The following is a 16,860-nucleotide window of genomic DNA, read 5'->3' as shown; positions in this document are numbered from 1 at the left end:
TCAGACTGATTCAATGCCGAAAAACACTGGAAACACTGGCTCACAAATCGAGCGCACCCAGGAAAAAGCCGAACAGCATGTCCATCGATCGCTAATTAGAGGTAGGAAATATCTGAATAGCCTGGCATTCCCACGTTCTCAACTTGCGTCTATTGACACCCCGTCGACCACTCCCTTATCTAGGCGCTAACAGGCATTTCACAGTACTTGAATATAGTTAATCGCCTACTACCCTAACGCCTTCGACACTTCCGAAATGGACTTCGCTGCGATGTTTCAAGGAGAACACACATGACTTGTATGTCGAACAAAGTTGAACTGGCGGCTCCCGGCCTGACGCAGTCGCCCGGCTCTGCCATCAACATCACTTCCGCGGCTTACCTGCTGATCGAAATACCACCTTATGCCGGTATGGACGAAGGTGATCTGATCGAACTGTTCTGGGATAACTGCTATGTGGCCTCAAAGGTGCTCAACCGCGCAGAAGTCGGTCAGCCACTCAACCTGCGGATTCCCGAGAGTTTTATCCGCAACGGCAGCTCGCGTATCCACTACCGGCTCATGCAAGTCGGGCAAGGCCCGGCGCTGTCCGCGGTGAAACAGGTCCAGGTCAAACTCGACTGCCCGGGTGGTCAGCCACACACCCTGTGCGCAGATGAAAACCAGCACCTGGAGCCATTGGGTATTCCCGAGATGATTCGCCGTCACGGGGTCAATCCGAACCAGATCAAACGTGGCGTGCCACTGATCATCGAACCTTATCTGAACATGGCGGCTGATGATGAAATCACCCTGCGCTGGGGCGATGTGCGCATGGACCTGCCCAAGATCAAACCCGGCGAAGTCGGCCACCCGATCAACGTCTGGGTGCCGCCCTCAGTGATTCTTGAAGCCGGTGAAGATAACCGGCTGGAAGTCACCTACTGCATCCTCGATCGCGTCGGTAACAACTCGCGCTGGGCGCCGGCACGCACCTTGAAAGTCGGCTGCGCCAATACCTACCTGAAAGTACCGGCCAGGAAGTGCTGAAGGCCCCTGCCCCCTGCGACCGATGAGATCCCTGTAGCAGCTGGCGCAGCCTGCTGCTACAGGGTTGCGTTACATCCGCCCATGCGAACAACCACAGGGCTGATGACACCCTTCTATGCATATTCCTAAAAGTTAGTTCATTAATTTTTAATACGCTATTAGGGTATATGAACCGGACCACCGGACATTCTTGATTTTGATTTCGCCGCACGCTGCGGCTTATCCATGAGATGTGAGGTAGGTATGGTCAGGAACATAATCACCCCGGTGCAAATCGCCAGGGCATTGCGTGCAGCCAAGGAGCGGCGCTGATGTCTAATCTGGCAGATGCAAACGTTCAGAGTGATCTGGACATTCCCCCGCTGTTGTTGCCCGCGCAGGTTTTGCGCAACGACGCACAAGCCCTCGAAGCAGCCCGTGAACTTGCTCAGGTCGCCCGCTTGCAAGCCGCGCGACGCGATCAACAGCGCAAGTTGCCCTGGGCGGAAATCGAACAGTTCACCCGCAGTGGCCTGGGCAGTATTGCCATCGGCAAAGCGTTCGGCGGCCCCGAGGTTTCATTCGTCACCATCGCTGAAGTCTTCGCGATCATTTCCGCGGCCGACCCGGCACTCGGGCAAATCCCGCAGAACCACTTCGGGATTCTCAACCTGCTCCAGCACACCGCCAACGAACGACAGAAAAAGCAGCTGTTCCAGAGCGTGCTCGACGGTTGGCGAATCGGCAACGCGGGCCCGGAACGCGGCACCAAAAACACCCTGGAGCTCAAGGCCCGCATCACCGCCGACGGTGATGGCTACGTCATCAATGGTCAGAAGTTTTACTCCACGGGCGCGCTGTTCGCGCACTGGGTCGCAGTCAAGGCACTCAACGACGACGGCAAGCAAGTCATCGCTTTCGTCCGTCGCGGCACTCCGGGGCTGCGCATCGTCGACGACTGGTCGGGCTTCGGCCAGCGCACCACGGCCAGTGGCACCGTGCTGCTGAACAATGTGCGGGTCGATGCTGATCTGGTGGTGGAAAACTGGCGGATCAACGACAGCCCGAACATCCAGGGCGCCGTGTCACAGCTGATTCAAGCCGCCATCGACGCCGGCATTGCCCGCGGCGCCATCGATGACGCCATCAGCTTCGTTCGCGAACGCGCACGGCCGTGGATCGACGCCAACGTCGAACGCGCCAGCGATGACCTCTACGTGATTGCCGACATCGGCAAACTGAAAATCGAACTGCACGCTGCCGAAGCGCTACTGCGCAAAGCCGGGAACGTGCTCGATCAAGTCAGCGCCGCGCCGGTCACCGCCGAGTCCGCAGCCCGTGCCTCGATTGCCGTCGCCGAGGCCAAGGTGCTGACCACCGAAATCTCGCTGCTGGCCAGCGAAAAGCTCTTCGAGCTGGCCGGCAGCCGCGCCACCCTCGCCGAGTTCAACCTCGATCGCCACTGGCGCAACGCCCGCGTGCACACCCTGCACGATCCGGTGCGCTGGAAGTACCACGCCGTGGGCACTTATCACCTGAACGGCACTTTACCCGCACGGCATTCCTGGATCTGAACGACCAGAACACTTTTGACCAGATCTCTGGAGAAACACATGACTCTTTCTCACCCCGTCGCGGTCATCACCAGCGATGAGCAAGCCCTTGTCGTCGCCAGCGATCTGGCCGAAGACTTCAAACGCGACAGCGCCCTGCGCGACCGTGAGCGACGCCTGCCCTACCCCGAACTGGAAGTCTTTTCGCGCTCCGGCCTGTGGGGCATCAGCGTGCCCAGGGAATACGGCGGTGCGGGGGTTTCCAACGTCACCCTGGCCAAAGTCATCGCACTGATCGCCCAGGCCGACGGTTCGCTGGGGCAGATCCCGCAGAACCACTTTTATGCCCTCGAAGTGCTGCGCGTAAACGGTACATCCGAGCAGAAAAAACGCCTGTACGCCGAAGTCCTCGCCGGTCAGCGCTTCGGCAATGCACTGGCCGAACTCGGGACCAAAACCGCTCTCCACCGGGTCACCAGCCTGACTCCCGATGGCAACGGTTTTCGCATCAACGGCCGCAAGTTCTACTCCACCGGGGCGATCTACGCACAACGGATTCCGACCACGGTGGTCGATGAAAACGGCGTCCAGCAACTGGCCTTCGTCCCGCGTGACAGCCAGGGCCTGACGGTCATCGATGACTGGAGCGGCTTCGGCCAGCGCACCACCGGCAGCGGCTCGGTGGTGTTCGAAGACGTCTACGTCTCGGCAGACGACGTGATCCCGTTTCAAAGCGCCTTCGAACGTCCGACCCCGGTCGGCCCGCTGGCGCAGATTCTTCATGCGGCCATCGACACCGGCATTGCTCGCGCAGCCTATGAAGACGCGCTGCATTTCGTGCGAAGCAAAACCCGCCCGTGGATCGACTCCGGCAATGACAACGCCACCGAAGACCCGCTGACGATCAAAAGCTTTGGCCACCTGAGCATTCGCCTGCACGCGACGGAAGCACTGCTGGAGCGTGCAGGAGAATTCCTCGACCGCGCCCAGGCCGACACCAACGCCGAAACGATCGCGGCGGCCTCGATTGCCGTGGCCGAAGCGCGCGCCATCAGCACGGAAATCTCCCTGGCGGCCGGCAGCACGCTGTTCGAACTGTCCGGCAGCCAGGCCACCCTCGCCGAGCACGGGTTGGATCGTCACTGGCGCAACGCCCGCGTGCACACCCTGCACGACCCGGTGCGCTGGAAGTACCACGCAATTGGCAACTACTACCTCAACGATGAAAACCCGCCACTGCGAGGGACTATTTGATGCCCTCGCCTCTGACAAAGAAAAAAAAGATCCTGCTCAATGCCTTCAACATGAACTGCATCGGGCACATCAACCACGGCCTGTGGACTCATCCACGGGACAACTCGACCCAGTACAAGACGGTCGAGTACTGGACCGAACTCGCGCAGTTGCTGGAGCGGGGCTTGTTCGACGGGCTGTTCATCGCCGACATCGTCGGGGTGTATGACGTCTATCAGCACTCGGTCGATGTGCCGCTCAAGGAGTCGATCCAGTTGCCGGTCAACGACCCGCTGCTGCTGGTGTCGGCCATGGCCGCGGTGACCAGGAACCTCGGCTTTGGCCTGACCGCCAACCTGACGTATGAGCCGCCGTACCTGTTCGCCCGGCGCCTGTCGACCCTCGATCACCTGAGCCGTGGCCGGGTCGGCTGGAACATCGTCACCGGCTATCTCGACAGCGCCGCCAAGGCCATGGGCCTGAACGAACAGATCGAACATGACCGACGTTACGACCAGGCCGATGAGTACCTTGAGGTGCTGTATAAACTCTGGGAAGGCAGTTGGGAAAGCGATGCGGTGATCAACGACCGCGAGCAGCGGGTCTACGCCCAACCGAGCAAAGTGCACAAGGTCGAGCACCACGGCGAGTTCTATCAGGTCGAGGGTTATCACCTCTGCGAACCCTCGCCGCAGCGCACGCCGGTGCTGTTTCAGGCCGGCAGTTCGGATCGCGGCCTGGTGTTCGCCGGGCAACACGCCGAGTGCGTGTTCATCAGCGGCCAGAACAAGGCCACGACCAAGGTTCAGGTGGACAAGGTCCGCGCCAGCGCCACCGCTGCCGGGCGCAACCCCGAGGACATCAAGGTCTTCATGGGGCTGAACGTAATCGTCGGTGCAACCGAGGAGCTGGCCTGGGCCAAGCACGCTGAATACCTGAGCTACGCCAGCGCCGAAGCCGGGGTGGCGCATTTCTCGGCGTCCACCGGGATCGACTTTTCCGAATACGAACTCGATGAACCGATCCAGTACGTGAAAAGCAACGCCATCCAGTCCGCCACCAAAAACCTGCAAAACAACGACTGGACCCGACGCAAGTTGCTGGAGCAACACGCCTTGGGCGGCCGCTACATCACCGTGGTCGGCTCGCCTGAACAGGTCGCCGATGAGCTGGAATCCTGGATCGCGGAAACCGGTCTGGACGGCTTCAACCTGACCCGCATCGTCACCCCGGAAAGCTACGTCGATTTCATCGACCTGGTGATTCCCGAGTTGCAACGCCGCGGGTCGTACAAGACCGCTTATGACGAAGGCACCTTGCGCGAAAAGCTGTTTCACGCAGAGGCGCATTTGCCCGAGCAACACACAGGATCCACCTACCGACACTAACCGTTGTGGCGAGGGAGCTTGCTCCCGCTCGACTGCGCAGCAGTCGCGCAACCTCCTGCCGAGTTTTAACAGGCACGCCTCATTGAATGGTTTTGGGACCGCTGCGCGGCCCAGCGGGAGCAAGCTCCCTCGCCACAAATATGAGTCACACATTCAATAATTGACTGGAAACCCACCATGAAAAACAACTTGTTCACCCTCCCAGTCAAAGCACTGGCCCTGGCCCTCGGCCTCTTCAGCTCCATGACTTTCGCCACCGACACACCGCTGAAAATCGGCACCACCGCAGCCTTCGCCATCCCATTGGAAGCAGCGGTCGAAGAGGCCGGTAAACAAGGCCTGAAGGTCGAGCTGGTGGAGTTCAGCGACTGGATTGCACCGAACGTCAGCCTGGCCTCGGGCGACATCGATGTGAACTACTTCCAGCACATTCCGTTTCTGGAAAACGCCAAGGCCGCTGCCGGGTTTGATCTGGTGCCGTTTGCGCCGGGCATCATCAACAACGTCGGCCTGTACTCGAAGAAATACAAAAGCTTCGACGAGCTTCCCGAGGGCGCTAGCGTGGCCATCGCCAACGACCCGATCAACAGCGGTCGCGGCTTGCAACTGCTGGCCAAGGCCGGGTTGATCAGCCTCAAACCGGGTGTGGGCTACAAGGCGACCGAAGACGACATCGTCGCCAATCCGAAAAAGCTGAAAATCCTTCAGGTTGAAGCCGTGCAACTGGTGCGCGCGTATGACGACGCCGATCTGGTGCAGGGCTACCCGGCCTACATTCGTCTGGCCAAGACCTTCGATGCCGGCTCGGCGCTGCTGTTCGACGGCCTCGATCACAAGGAATACGTGATCCAGTTCGTGATCCAGCCAAAAAGCAAAACCGACCCGCGCCTGATCAAGTTCGTCGACATCTACCAGCATTCGCCGGTGGTTCGCGCCGCGCTGGATAAAGCCCACGGCAAGCTCTACCAAGCTGGCTGGGAAGGCTGACCATGAATGCCGCCAATGCCCAACTTAGACTGCAAATCCCGCCGTCCAGCAGTGCAGAACAGACCGAGCTGCACCCTGAGTTCAACCGTGCCCATGTGCGCTTTATCAGCGTGGGCAAAACCTACAACGGCCAACAAGGCCCGGTCGCTGCGCTGCACGGCATTGACCTGGCGATCCAGCGCGGTGAAGTGTTCGGCATCATCGGCCGCAGCGGTGCCGGCAAGTCCTCGCTGATCCGCACCATCAACCGCCTCGAACAACCGAGCACCGGTCGGGTGCTGATCGATCAGGTGGACATCGGCGAGTTCGATGAAGACCGTCTGGTGGCGCTGCGGCGGCGGATCGGCATGATCTTCCAGCACTTCAACCTGATGTCGGCGAAAACCGTGTGGCAGAACGTCGAGCTGCCGCTCAAGGTCGCCGGCGTGCCGAAAGCCGAGCGTGAACAGAAGGTCCGTGAACTGCTGGAACTGGTCGGTCTGCAATGCAAACACCAGGCCTATCCGGCGCAGCTCTCGGGTGGGCAAAAACAGCGTGTCGGCATCGCCCGGGCGCTGGTGCACGACCCGGAGATTCTGCTTTGCGATGAGGCCACCTCGGCCCTCGACCCGGAAACCACGCAATCGATCCTCGGCCTGTTGCGCGAGATCAATCAGCGTCTCGGGCTGACGATCATTCTGATCACCCACGAAATGGCGGTAATCCGCGACATTTGTGATCGGGTGGTGGTGCTCGAACACGGGCGGATTGTCGAGCAAGGACCGGTCTGGGAAGTGTTTGGCAACCCGCAGCACGAGGTCAGCAAAACCCTGCTGGCGCCTCTGCAACATGGCTTGCCGGAAGAACTGCAAAGCCGCTTGCAGGCGCAAGCGCAATCGTCGGAATCGGCGGTAGTGCTGCGCTTGCAGTTCACCGGCAACAGCACTGATGAGCCTGATCTGGCGGCGTTGTTCAGTGCGCTCGGCGGTCGCGTGCGCTTGCTGCAAGGCGGCGTCGAACGGATTCAGGGGCACGCCCTAGGGCAATTGTTATTGGCGGTAACCGGTTCGTCCTTGGGCGCCGAAGAGTTGCACCAGCGCGCCAGTCACTGGGCACAACAGGTGGAGGTGCTGGGTTATGTGGTTTGATCGATTGCTGCAGGGCGTTATCGACACGTTTCTGATGGTCGGCGTGTCATCGCTGATCGCGCTGTTGGCGGGTATTCCGCTGGCGGTGATTCTGGTCACCAGTTCCAAGGGCGGCATCTATGAAGCGCCTGCGCTGAACCGTGCGCTGGGGGCCTTCGTCAACCTGTTCCGCTCGATCCCGTTCCTGATTCTGATGGTCGCGCTGATCCCCTTCACCCGCTTGATCGTCGGAACCACCTACGGTGTCTGGGCCGCCGTGGTGCCGCTGACCATCGCCGCCACGCCATTCTTTGCGCGCATCGCCGAGGTCAGCTTGCGCGAGGTCGACCACGGCCTGATCGAGGCTGCCCAGGCCATGGGTTGCCGACGCTGGCATATCGTCTGGCATGTGTTGTTGCCCGAGGCGCTGCCGGGAATCGTCGGTGGTTTCACCATTACTTTGGTCACGATGATCAACTCCTCGGCCATGGCCGGCGCCATTGGTGCTGGTGGACTGGGCGACATTGCGTACCGCTACGGGTATCAGCGCTTTGATAGCCAGATCATGCTGACGGTGATTGTGTTGCTGGTGATTCTGGTGGCGGTGATTCAGTTGGGAGGGGATCGGTTGGCTCGAGGATTGAACAAGCGCTGAACGATCATCGGCATGGGAACGATCATCTTCAAGGGGTATATTCGGCGAACTCACCCTTTGCCTGCGCAGCCGCCATGAAACACACCCCCGACGACCTAAAACAGATCACCGCGACCACTCTGGGCCATTATGATCAGGTGGCCGAGAGTTTCCGTGAAGGCACACGCGACCACGATGTCAGCCAGAACATCGACGCGCTGTTGCGGCACATACAGGGCTCGGCGCCGTTCACCCTGCTCGATTTCGGCTGTGGCCCCGGCCGCGACCTGCAAACCTTCACCCGCATGGGCCATATTGCCATTGGCCTCGACGGCTCCGAACGTTTCGCCCAGATGGCCCGCGAGGACAGCGGCTGTGAGGTCTGGCAGCAAGACTTTTTGAAACTCGATCTGCCGGCCGAACGCTTCGACGGGATCTTCGCCAACGCGGTGCTGTTTCATGTTCCGGTTCAGGAGTTGCCTCGGGTGCTGAAACAGTTGCACGGGACGTTGAAGCCGGGCGGTGTGTTGTTCAGTTCGAATCCACGCGGGGATAACCGCGAAGGCTGGAATGGCCCGCGCTTTGGCGCGTATCACGATCTGGCGGCGTGGCAAAAGCTGCTCACTGAAGCGGGGTTTGTCGAGCTGGAGCATTACTACCGGCCGGCCGGGCTGCCGCGGGATCAGCAGCCTTGGTTGGCGAGTGTCTGGCGTAAAGCCTCTTAGGCATAATCGTTCCCGCGCTCCATTCAGGTCGACAAGGAATTCCGGCGCAGCTCGGCCGTCAGCTCGTCTATGCGCGGGTGCAGCGCCTTGCCGAAGGCCTCGCAGCCAGCAAGGCAAAGAAACTCAGGCCAACGACGAACTTCCGTCCGGGACCGGCGTTGCACAGCAACAACCGCACACTTTTGAGGATCATCGTTCTGCCGACAATAAGGCACACTGCCGGGCAACACAGCAGGAGCTCGCGGATGCTCAAAACCCTCGCGGTGGCCAATTACCGCTCGATCAATAAATTGGTGATCCCGCTCGGGCGCCTGAATCTCATCACCGGGCCCAATGGCAGCGGCAAGTCCAACCTCTACCGCGCTCTGCGGCTGTTGGCCGAAACCGCTCAGGGCGGCGTGGTCAACGCACTGGCGCGCGAGGGTGGGCTGGATTCGACCTTCTGGGCCGGCCCGGAAAACATCAGCCGGCGCATGCGCAACGGTGAGGTGGCGGTCGAAGCCAGCGTGCGCCGGTCGCCCAAGCGCTTGCGCCTGGGCTTTGCCGGTGAGGATTTCAGTTACGCAATCGCCCTGGGCCTGCCGGAACCGTCGCGCTCAGAATTTTCCCTGGACCCGGAAATCAAGCGTGAATGCATCTGGTCGGGGCCGCTGTACCGCCCGGCGAGTCTGCTGGTGAATCGTGCAGGGGCGGTGATTCGCTCGCGGGTCGAGCGCGATTGGGAGGTGCTGGCCCAGCACACACCGGCATTCGACAGCCTGTTCGATCAGGTCGGCAGCCTGCACGCCTCACCCGAGGTATTGCAGCTGCGTGAGTTCATTCGCCGTTGGCGCTTTTACGATCACTTTCGCAGCGACGCCGAGGCGCCGGTTCGTCAACCACAACTGGGCACGCGCACGCCGGTATTGCATCACGATGGCCGCGACCTGGCGGCAGCGTTGCAAACCATCATAGAAATCGGTGATCCCGAGGCGCTGCACGCGGCGATCAGCGATGCATTCCCCGGCGCCCGGCTGAACATCCAGCCGCTGCAAGGCGCGCGGTTTGCCATCGAGTTTTATCAGGAAGGATTATTGCGACCGCTATCCGCCGCCGAGCTGTCGGACGGGACCTTGCGTTACTTGCTGCTGATCGCCGCCCTGCTGACGCCAAGGCCGCCGACGCTGATGGTGCTCAACGAACCGGAAACCAGCCTGCACCCGGACCTGCTGCCGGCATTGGCGCGACTGATCATCCGCGCCTCGGAGCAGTGCCAGGTGTGGGTGGTGTCCCACGCCAGCCGCTTGATCGCAGCATTGCAGCAAGCCCCCGAATGCAACGCCATCGTGCTGGAGAAAAATTTCGGCCAGACGGGGATCGTCGGCCAGGGGATGCTGGACGAACCTGCGTGGAACTGGCCGGACTGAGCCTACACAGATCGTTCCCATGCTCTTGTGGCGAGGGAGCTTGCTCCCGCTGGGGCGCGTAGCGGCCCTAAACCTAAGAATGCGTTTTGTCAGAAGCGGCTGCTGCGCATCCGAGCGGGAGCAAGCTCCCTCGCCACAAGAGCATGGGAACGCTCAAACAATCAGCCCTGCCACTTCCCGCCTTCGACAATCACGCTTTCAGGGTGGGTGTCATCGCTCAGTTCTTTACGCACGTACTGGTCGTAAAGCTTGAGCAGGTATTTGTCTTCACCCAGCTTCGCCAGCTCGGCGTTGACCCAGTCACGCAGTTCGATGTTGCCCTTCTTTACCGCAGGCGCAATCGGTGCCTCGGCACCGAGGGTTTCGGTCAGCACACGGTAGCCCGGGTTCTGTTTGGCCCAGCTGAACAGCACCAGGTTGTCTTGCGCATATGCATCGCCGCGACCATTGGCCAAGGCTTGCAGGGACTCGGAATTTTTCTCGAACTTCAGCAGCTTCCAGTCCGGGTGGTTCTTGGTCAGCCATATATCGGCAGTGGTGCCAGTGGTCACGATAGTGGTGCGGGTCGCCAGGTCATCGAGGTTTTTGACCGAACTTGCCTGCGGCACCAGCGCCTGAACCGCAACCTTGAGGTTCGGGTTGGTGAACTCCACCGCTTCCTTACGCTCCGGGGTGACGGTCATGTTGGCGAGGATCAGATCGACCTTGTCGCTTTGCAGGAACGGAATCCGGCTCGCCGGCTCGACCGCGACGAACTCGACCTTGTTCTCGTCGCCCAGCAGGTCCTTGGCAAATTGACGGCCGATGTCGGTGTCAAACCCCACGTAGCGTCCGGCTTCATCGACGAAGCCGAACGGCGGTTTGTCGGTGAATACACCAACGATCAGCTTGTCCCGCGCCTTGATTTTCTCCAGGTAGCTGGCCGCCGGTGCCGCGCTGGCGGTAGAGGCCGCAGGTTTGGCAGGCGCTTCGGATTTATTGCACCCGGCCAACAGCGCGAGGCCGAACAATGGGAGTAGCAGCAGTGAAGACTTGGCAGTTTTCATGAGGGTTCCAGTTCCTTTGCAAGTGTCTTTTTGGGCAGTGCTTCGACGTAGGAGAACTTCTCCAGGAACTGCTGCGCTCGTGCGGTTTGCGGGTTCGTAAAGAAAATCTCGGGAGGGTTTTGTTCGAGGATGCGCCCGGCGTCCATGAACACAATGCGGTCCGCCACCGCGCGGGCGAAAGCCATCTCGTGGGTCACGATCAACAGCGTCATGCCGTCGCGGGCCAGGCCCTGAATCACTTCCAGCACTTCCTTGACCATCTCGGGATCAAGGGCCGCGGTGACTTCATCGAACAGCATCACCTGCGGGTTCATGCACAGTGAGCGGATGATGGCGATGCGTTGCTGCTGACCACCGGAAAGCTGGCGCGGGAATGCCTCGCGCTTGTCCGCCAGACCGACCCGTTCCAGCAGCGCCAAGGCTTGTTCGCGAGCTTCACGCGCTGGGCGTTTTTGCACCTTGAGCGGGCCGAGCAGGAGATTGTCGAGCACGCTCATGTGCGGGAACAGGTGATAACTCTGGAACACCATGCCGATCTGCTGGCGCACTTCGCGCCAATCGGTGGTCTTGTTCAGTAACTCGCGCCCGGCGAAACGCAGCTCGCCGCTGTGGGCAACTTCCAGACCGTTTAGGCAACGCAGCAAAGTGCTTTTGCCGCAGCCGCTGGGGCCAAGAATGACGATCACCTCGCCGGTTTTGACGCTCAAGTCGATCCCGTTGAGGACCTGATGCTCACCGAAGAACTTGTTGAAACCCTTGAATTCGATCAATGCATTCATGCTTGCGTCCAGCGCCGTTCCAGCACGCGGGAAGCGGCCGAAAGCGGGTAGCAGATAAAGAAGAAAAACAGGAATAACGCGCCGTAGATCAGCACCGACTCGTAGGTACGCTCGATGATCTGCTGGCCGACCTTGATTACGTCGACCACGCCGATCAACACCGCCAGCGAGCTGGTCTTGATGATCCGCGTGTAGACGTTGATGGTCGGTGGCGTCATGCGTTTCAGTGCCTGGGGCAGCAACACGTAACCGAACAGCTGCGGCCCGGACAGCCCGATCGACAGCCCCGCCTCACGCTGGCCACGGGGCAAGGAATGCAGGGCGCCGCGCACCACTTCGCCAACTTCACTGGCGCCCCACAACGACAGCACCAGCACCGCACACCAGAAACTCGGCAGGCTCAGGCCGAAAAAAATCGGCAGGCCGAAGAACAGCAAATACAGCCAGACCAGCACCGGGATTGCCCGGAACAGTTCCAGATAGACTCGCAGCAACGCGTTCAACCACTTCGAATTCAGACTGCACAGCACGCCGTAGAGCACCCCGCCCACTGTGCTGATGGCGATACTCAAAAACGAAATCGACAAGGTTTGCGCAGCGCCTTTGCCTAACTGCGGCAAAGACACCCAAAGCAATTCAAGACCCGAACTGGCCATGCTGGAGCCTCCTTTCCAGGCGGCTGAGCAGCAGCGACAACGGCAAGAACAGCAACACGCAGATCAGCGTCAGCACGGCGAGCATTTCGTAGGTTTTGTAATACAGCGCGATGTAGCTCTTGGTGGTGTAGAGAATCTCCGGCACCGCCACCGCCGAGACCACGGTGGTTTCCTTGAGCAGGAAAATGAAGTTGGCGAACAGCGATGGCAGGCTGAGGATCCCCGCTTGCGGCAGGATCACGTAACGCAGCAATTGCCAGTGCGACAAACCGATCGAGCGCCCCGACTCCAGTTGCGCCGCAGGCACCGCTTCAACGCCGGCCCGCAACACTTCAGTGAGGTAGGCGCCGCCAAGAAAGGTCATGGTAATGATCGCCGCGGCAAAACCGGAAACCTTCACCCCAAGCGCTGGCAATGCAAAGTAGACGAAGAACAGTTGAATCAGCAGCGGCGTGTTGCGCGCCAACTCCACGTACAACGCCACCAGGCGCTGCAAGTACGGCGTGCGGAACACCAGGAGCGTCGCGTTGATCAGGGCGACCAGCAACGAAGTGCTGATGGCGATCAGACCGACCTGCAGCGTCACACCCACAGCGCGCAGAAACGCTGGCAGGGTGCTGAGGATGAAAGCGTAATCGAACGTCATTGAAGATCCTGAACGCCGCAGGGTAAGCGACGGTGGCGCAGTCCATTGGGCTGTGGATAACAACCCGGCAGGCACTAACCTTAAAGGTATAAAAAGAAACATTTAAATACCGATAAAGCATATTGATATCACGCAAAAAACTATTCGCTGGATTGGCGGCAGCAGCAGGAGACAGCTATTTCCCTTTGCGCTGTAGGAAGGATCTTTTTTTCAGATTGCCCCTCCAAGGACGAGCAGCGCGCGGCCACACTCCCCGGCCAAACCATCACAAGGACGATAAAAATGGCAGACGTGAAAACACCCCAGCGGCTGGATCCGCAGGACATCGTGAAGTTATTGACGGCGTTACGCAGGGCGTTGAAGGCCAGAGTGGCCTGATTGATCTTGTGATCTTGTGGCCAGGGAGCTTGCTCCCGCGGGTCGGTCCGCGCTCGGGCGAAGCGACCCCAGATATTCTGTCAGATACATCTCATCGGCTGGCTATGCGGCTGCTGCGCACCCGAGCGGGAGCAAGCTCCCTCGCCACAGGAAGTACGACCACGCAAAAACGCCGACGCTATCGAAAGCCGTCGGCGTTGAAACCTCGGAAGGGTATACCGCTCAATCAGAACGCTGGCAGTACCGCGCCGTTGTACTTCTTGGCAATGAATGCCTTCACTTCAGGGCTGGTCAGGGCCTTGGCCAGTTTCTGCATCGCTACGCTGTCCTTGTTGTCTGGACGCGCGACCAGGAAGTTCACGTAGGGCGAATCCGCACCTTCGATCACCAGTGCATCTTTAGCCGGGTTCAGACCCGCTTCCAGCGCATAGTTGGTGTTGATCATGTCCAGGTCGACCTGATCCAGCACACGCGGCAGCATCGCCGATTCCAGTTCCTTGAACTTGAAGTTGTGCGGGTTCTTGGCGATGTCTTTCGGGGTAGCCAGGGCGTTTTTCGGGTCTTTCAATTCGATCAGGCCGGCTTTCTGCAACAGGATCAGCGCACGGCCGCTGTTGCTGCCTTCGTTCGGGATAGCGATGGTCGCGCCGTCTTTCAGCTCAGCCAGGGTTTTGACCTTTTTCGAGTAGCCGCCGAACGGTTCGACGTGTACGCCGATCACGGTCACCAGGTGAGTGCCTTTGCCTTCGTTGAAGCTTTGCAGGTACGGCAGGGTCTGGAAGTAGTTGGCGTCCAGACGCTTCTGATCGACCTGCACGTTCGGTTGTACGTAGTCGGTGAAGACCTTGATTTCCAGATCCACGCCTTCTTTGGCGAGGGTCGGTTTGATCAGTTCGAGGATCTCGGCGTGCGGCACCGGCGTTGCGGCAACCACCAGTTTTTCGCCAGCCTGGGCCAGGCCCGCAGTCAGGGCAGCCGCCAATGCGGTGAACAACAGAACCTTTTTCATGCAGTGTCCTTATTTGTCGTTGTCGACAACGGCTAAAAAATGAAATGCCAGTGACGTGCTATCGCTGGTGTGGTGCGGACGATACCGAGATTTTTTATTCCCGAACAATATCTTTTATTCACTTTCATATTCCATTTTGTTCATACACAAAAAAGACACCTAACTCCTGTGGCGAGGGAGCTTGCTCCCGCTGGGGTGCGAAGCAGCCCCAAAAAGGTCACCGCGTACTTTCTGAAAAACCGCAGTCGCCTTGTTGGGGGCGCTTCGCACCCCAGCGGGAGCAAGCTCCCTCGCCACAGGGGGTTAAAAGGTTTGCGTCAGGTTTTCGAGCAAACGTTTAAGCGCTGCGCGCTCGCCGGCAGAACCGGAGGTGATGAGCTGCGTTGCCTCTCGCTCGATCAACTCCAATGGCGCAACCACCTGAGGCAAATTCAAATGCGCAGGCGTTATTTCCTCGCCACTGCTCACCAGCAACGCAAAGTGAATGACGTTCTCCAGCTCACGGGTATTGCCCGGCCAGCTGTGCCGTTCCAGAACCTGCTGGGCCGCGTCGCTGATAAACGGTACCGGCAGATTGAGGCGCTGGCTGTAGATACCGAGGAAATACTCGGCCAATGACTGAATGTCACCGACTCGCTCACGCAAGGCCGGCAATTCGAGCTGACCTTCGCTGAGGTAGTGGTAGAGCCGCTCATGAAATTTGCCAGCCGCCACCGCTTGCGTCAGATCGATGCTGGTCGCCGCCACCAGGCGCACATCCACCGGGCTCGGTTGTTGCGCGCCGACGCGGGTGACTTCGTGATTCTCCAGGGCGGCGAGCAATTTGATCTGAATCGGCAACGGCAAATCGCCGATTTCATCCAGGTACAAGGTCCCGCCATTGGCCGAACCAAACCAGCCGGCGCGACTGCTGGCCGAACCACTGAAACTGCCGCCGGCATAACCGAACAACTCGGCATCGGCATAGGTTGGACTGATGGCGCCGCAGTTGACCGATACGAACAAACCACCGCGATCACTGGCGCGGTGGATATGTCGCGCCAATAGCTCTTTGCCGCTGCCGGTTTCACCGCGAATCAACACCGAGATCGAGCGCGGCGCCAGTTGCTCCAGCTCCTGGCGCAGCTGCCGCGAACGCGGGTCGACAAACACCAGCGCTTTGGCGCGAATGCTCAACGGGCTTTTTTCAGCGTCGGGAAAGGTCAGCAAGGGCTGACCGAAAGATTCATGCAAACTCATGGCAGACTCCCGCCCAGAACCGCCAGGAGACGGGGGCGTTTAAATAATAAAGAGGTTCAAGCGCGGCGCAGGGCGTGATGTTCCATGCGGTTTTGCAGGCGATACAGGTAGGCAAAACCCTGCTCCCAACGATGGTGGCCAGACTTCACATTGATGTGCCCGGCACCCGCCAGAATCCCCGCTTCGGCGCCCCAGTTTCGTGCCAACTCAAGCGCCCGCGGAGCGCTGACAGCGGCATCGTTGTCGGAGCTCACCACCTGGCTCGGGAACGGCAGCAGGTGCGTCGGAATCGGTGCAAAGTTACGCAACGCAGGCACACAGGCCGGGCGCTCGACGTCGGCAGGCGCCACCAGCAAGGCCCCGCGAACCTGACGCAATGCCTGAATCGGCGCAGTAGCCGCCCAATGGGCAACGGTGATGCAACCCAGGCTGTGGGCAATCAGGATCACCGGCGTGCTGTCGGCATCAATCGCTTCGGCCAGCGCCGCGACCCAATCCTCGCGGCGCGGCGTCAGCCAGTCGGCCTGCTCTACCCGCGCGCTGTTCGGCAGGCTGTTCTGCCAATGGCTTTGCCAATGATCCTCTGGCGATCCTTGCCAGCCCGGCACAATCAGGTAGCGAATTGACTCGTTGCGCATGGGGAGCTCTCCTGTGCGTGTCTGTTCCTGGTCGAGTATAGGGATAGGATTTATATTCGTTAAGGAATAAGAAGCTATTTATTAAGACGTAAATAGAATATGCGATAGGTACCTGATACCGGAGACCAGATGTAGGAGCCTGCGCTTTGTCGAGAAAAAAAGGGGCCGCACCCTGCCAAGGAGACGGCCCCGGAAATCACTATTTTGTACCGCGCGGTCATCACCGACAGCTCGGTAGTCCTCAAATGTTTAACACGGATAAGTTGCGGTTCGATGAATCGATCTGCCTGCGCCTGGCACTCCCACGCAATCACTTCGATGGATGAATCATTGCCTCAATGACTTATTTCCGAAAGTAATATTTTTTCATTTATATAGACCTATATCGAATAAATAAATCAACACTTCCGGCCCCTCCCGAAATCAAAA

The 16,860-nt window shown here is 59.6% G+C and carries 16 protein-coding genes; 9 read left to right on the top strand and 7 right to left on the bottom strand.

Annotated features, from left to right (window positions below):
• Window positions 1-291 precede the first annotated feature (291 nt).
• From AABM55_RS01065 to AABM55_RS01025, 9 genes are all read left to right on the top strand, one after another.
• Entirely contained in the window at window positions 292-1,029 is a 738-nt protein-coding gene (locus AABM55_RS01065) for a hypothetical protein (RefSeq protein ID WP_347928589.1), read from the top strand.
• Between the two features lie 311 nt (window positions 1,030-1,340).
• On the top strand, window positions 1,341-2,582 hold the full coding sequence (locus AABM55_RS01060; protein ID WP_347928588.1) for an SfnB family sulfur acquisition oxidoreductase: 1,242 nt from the start codon (window positions 1,341-1,343) through the stop codon (window positions 2,580-2,582).
• Between the two features lie 39 nt (window positions 2,583-2,621).
• Window positions 2,622-3,815 (top strand): SfnB family sulfur acquisition oxidoreductase, encoded by a 1,194-nt coding sequence (locus AABM55_RS01055; protein ID WP_347928587.1) that lies wholly within the window; start codon window positions 2,622-2,624, stop codon window positions 3,813-3,815.
• Window positions 3,815-5,182 carry an LLM class flavin-dependent oxidoreductase gene (locus AABM55_RS01050; protein WP_347928586.1) on the top strand — a complete coding sequence of 456 codons (1,368 nt, stop codon included), beginning with the start codon at window positions 3,815-3,817 and terminating at the stop codon, window positions 5,180-5,182. Before AABM55_RS01055 ends, AABM55_RS01050 begins: the two co-directional genes overlap by 1 nt.
• A gap of 177 nt (window positions 5,183-5,359) precedes the next feature.
• Window positions 5,360-6,169 (top strand): MetQ/NlpA family ABC transporter substrate-binding protein, encoded by an 810-nt coding sequence (locus tag AABM55_RS01045; protein ID WP_347928585.1) that lies wholly within the window; start codon window positions 5,360-5,362, stop codon window positions 6,167-6,169.
• Window positions 6,170-6,171: 2 nt separating this feature from the next.
• A complete protein-coding gene (locus tag AABM55_RS01040; RefSeq protein WP_347928584.1) occupies window positions 6,172-7,296 on the top strand; it encodes an ATP-binding cassette domain-containing protein in 1,125 nt (374 codons plus the stop codon).
• On the top strand, window positions 7,286-7,930 hold the full coding sequence (locus AABM55_RS01035) for a methionine ABC transporter permease (protein ID WP_054595074.1): 645 nt from the start codon (window positions 7,286-7,288) through the stop codon (window positions 7,928-7,930). Before AABM55_RS01040 ends, AABM55_RS01035 begins: the two co-directional genes overlap by 11 nt.
• 74 nt (window positions 7,931-8,004) lie before the next feature.
• Window positions 8,005-8,634: a bifunctional 2-polyprenyl-6-hydroxyphenol methylase/3-demethylubiquinol 3-O-methyltransferase UbiG gene (locus AABM55_RS01030; RefSeq protein ID WP_054595073.1), complete on the top strand. Its 630-nt coding sequence runs from the start codon at window positions 8,005-8,007 to the stop codon at window positions 8,632-8,634.
• A 245-nt stretch (window positions 8,635-8,879) separates the two neighbouring features.
• Entirely contained in the window at window positions 8,880-10,040 is a 1,161-nt protein-coding gene (locus tag AABM55_RS01025) for an AAA family ATPase (protein WP_347928583.1), read from the top strand.
• Between the two features lie 161 nt (window positions 10,041-10,201).
• Here AABM55_RS01025 and AABM55_RS01020 read toward each other — a convergent pair whose 3' ends face one another.
• From AABM55_RS01020 to AABM55_RS00990, 7 genes are all read right to left on the bottom strand, one after another.
• Entirely contained in the window at window positions 10,202-11,086 is an 885-nt protein-coding gene (locus AABM55_RS01020) for a transporter substrate-binding domain-containing protein (RefSeq protein WP_347928582.1), read from the bottom strand.
• Window positions 11,083-11,865, bottom strand: coding sequence for an amino acid ABC transporter ATP-binding protein (locus AABM55_RS01015; protein WP_347928581.1), 783 nt, complete (start codon window positions 11,863-11,865; stop codon window positions 11,083-11,085). Before AABM55_RS01015 ends, AABM55_RS01020 begins: the two co-directional genes overlap by 4 nt.
• Entirely contained in the window at window positions 11,862-12,521 is a 660-nt protein-coding gene (locus tag AABM55_RS01010; RefSeq protein WP_054595069.1) for an amino acid ABC transporter permease, read from the bottom strand. The genes AABM55_RS01015 and AABM55_RS01010 overlap by 4 nt, the downstream gene beginning before the upstream one ends.
• The gene (locus AABM55_RS01005) at window positions 12,502-13,167 is read right to left on the bottom strand and encodes an amino acid ABC transporter permease (RefSeq protein ID WP_347928580.1); all 666 of its coding nucleotides are present in this window, start codon (window positions 13,165-13,167) and stop codon (window positions 12,502-12,504) included. Before AABM55_RS01005 ends, AABM55_RS01010 begins: the two co-directional genes overlap by 20 nt.
• Before the next feature lie 604 nt (window positions 13,168-13,771).
• Window positions 13,772-14,554, bottom strand: coding sequence for a MetQ/NlpA family ABC transporter substrate-binding protein (locus tag AABM55_RS01000; RefSeq protein WP_054595067.1), 783 nt, complete (start codon window positions 14,552-14,554; stop codon window positions 13,772-13,774).
• A 303-nt stretch (window positions 14,555-14,857) separates the two neighbouring features.
• On the bottom strand, window positions 14,858-15,793 hold the full coding sequence (locus tag AABM55_RS00995) for a sigma 54-interacting transcriptional regulator (RefSeq protein WP_347928579.1): 936 nt from the start codon (window positions 15,791-15,793) through the stop codon (window positions 14,858-14,860).
• Between the two features lie 56 nt (window positions 15,794-15,849).
• Window positions 15,850-16,431 (bottom strand): alpha/beta hydrolase, encoded by a 582-nt coding sequence (locus AABM55_RS00990; RefSeq protein ID WP_347928578.1) that lies wholly within the window; start codon window positions 16,429-16,431, stop codon window positions 15,850-15,852.
• Between the last annotated feature and the right edge of the window lie 429 nt (window positions 16,432-16,860).

This window comes from Pseudomonas helvetica, from assembly GCF_039908645.1.
Taxonomy (GTDB): Bacteria; Pseudomonadota; Gammaproteobacteria; order Pseudomonadales; family Pseudomonadaceae; genus Aquipseudomonas; species Aquipseudomonas helvetica.
Note: the sequence above shows the minus strand (reverse complement) of the source record. Positions and strands in the feature narration are given on the sequence as shown.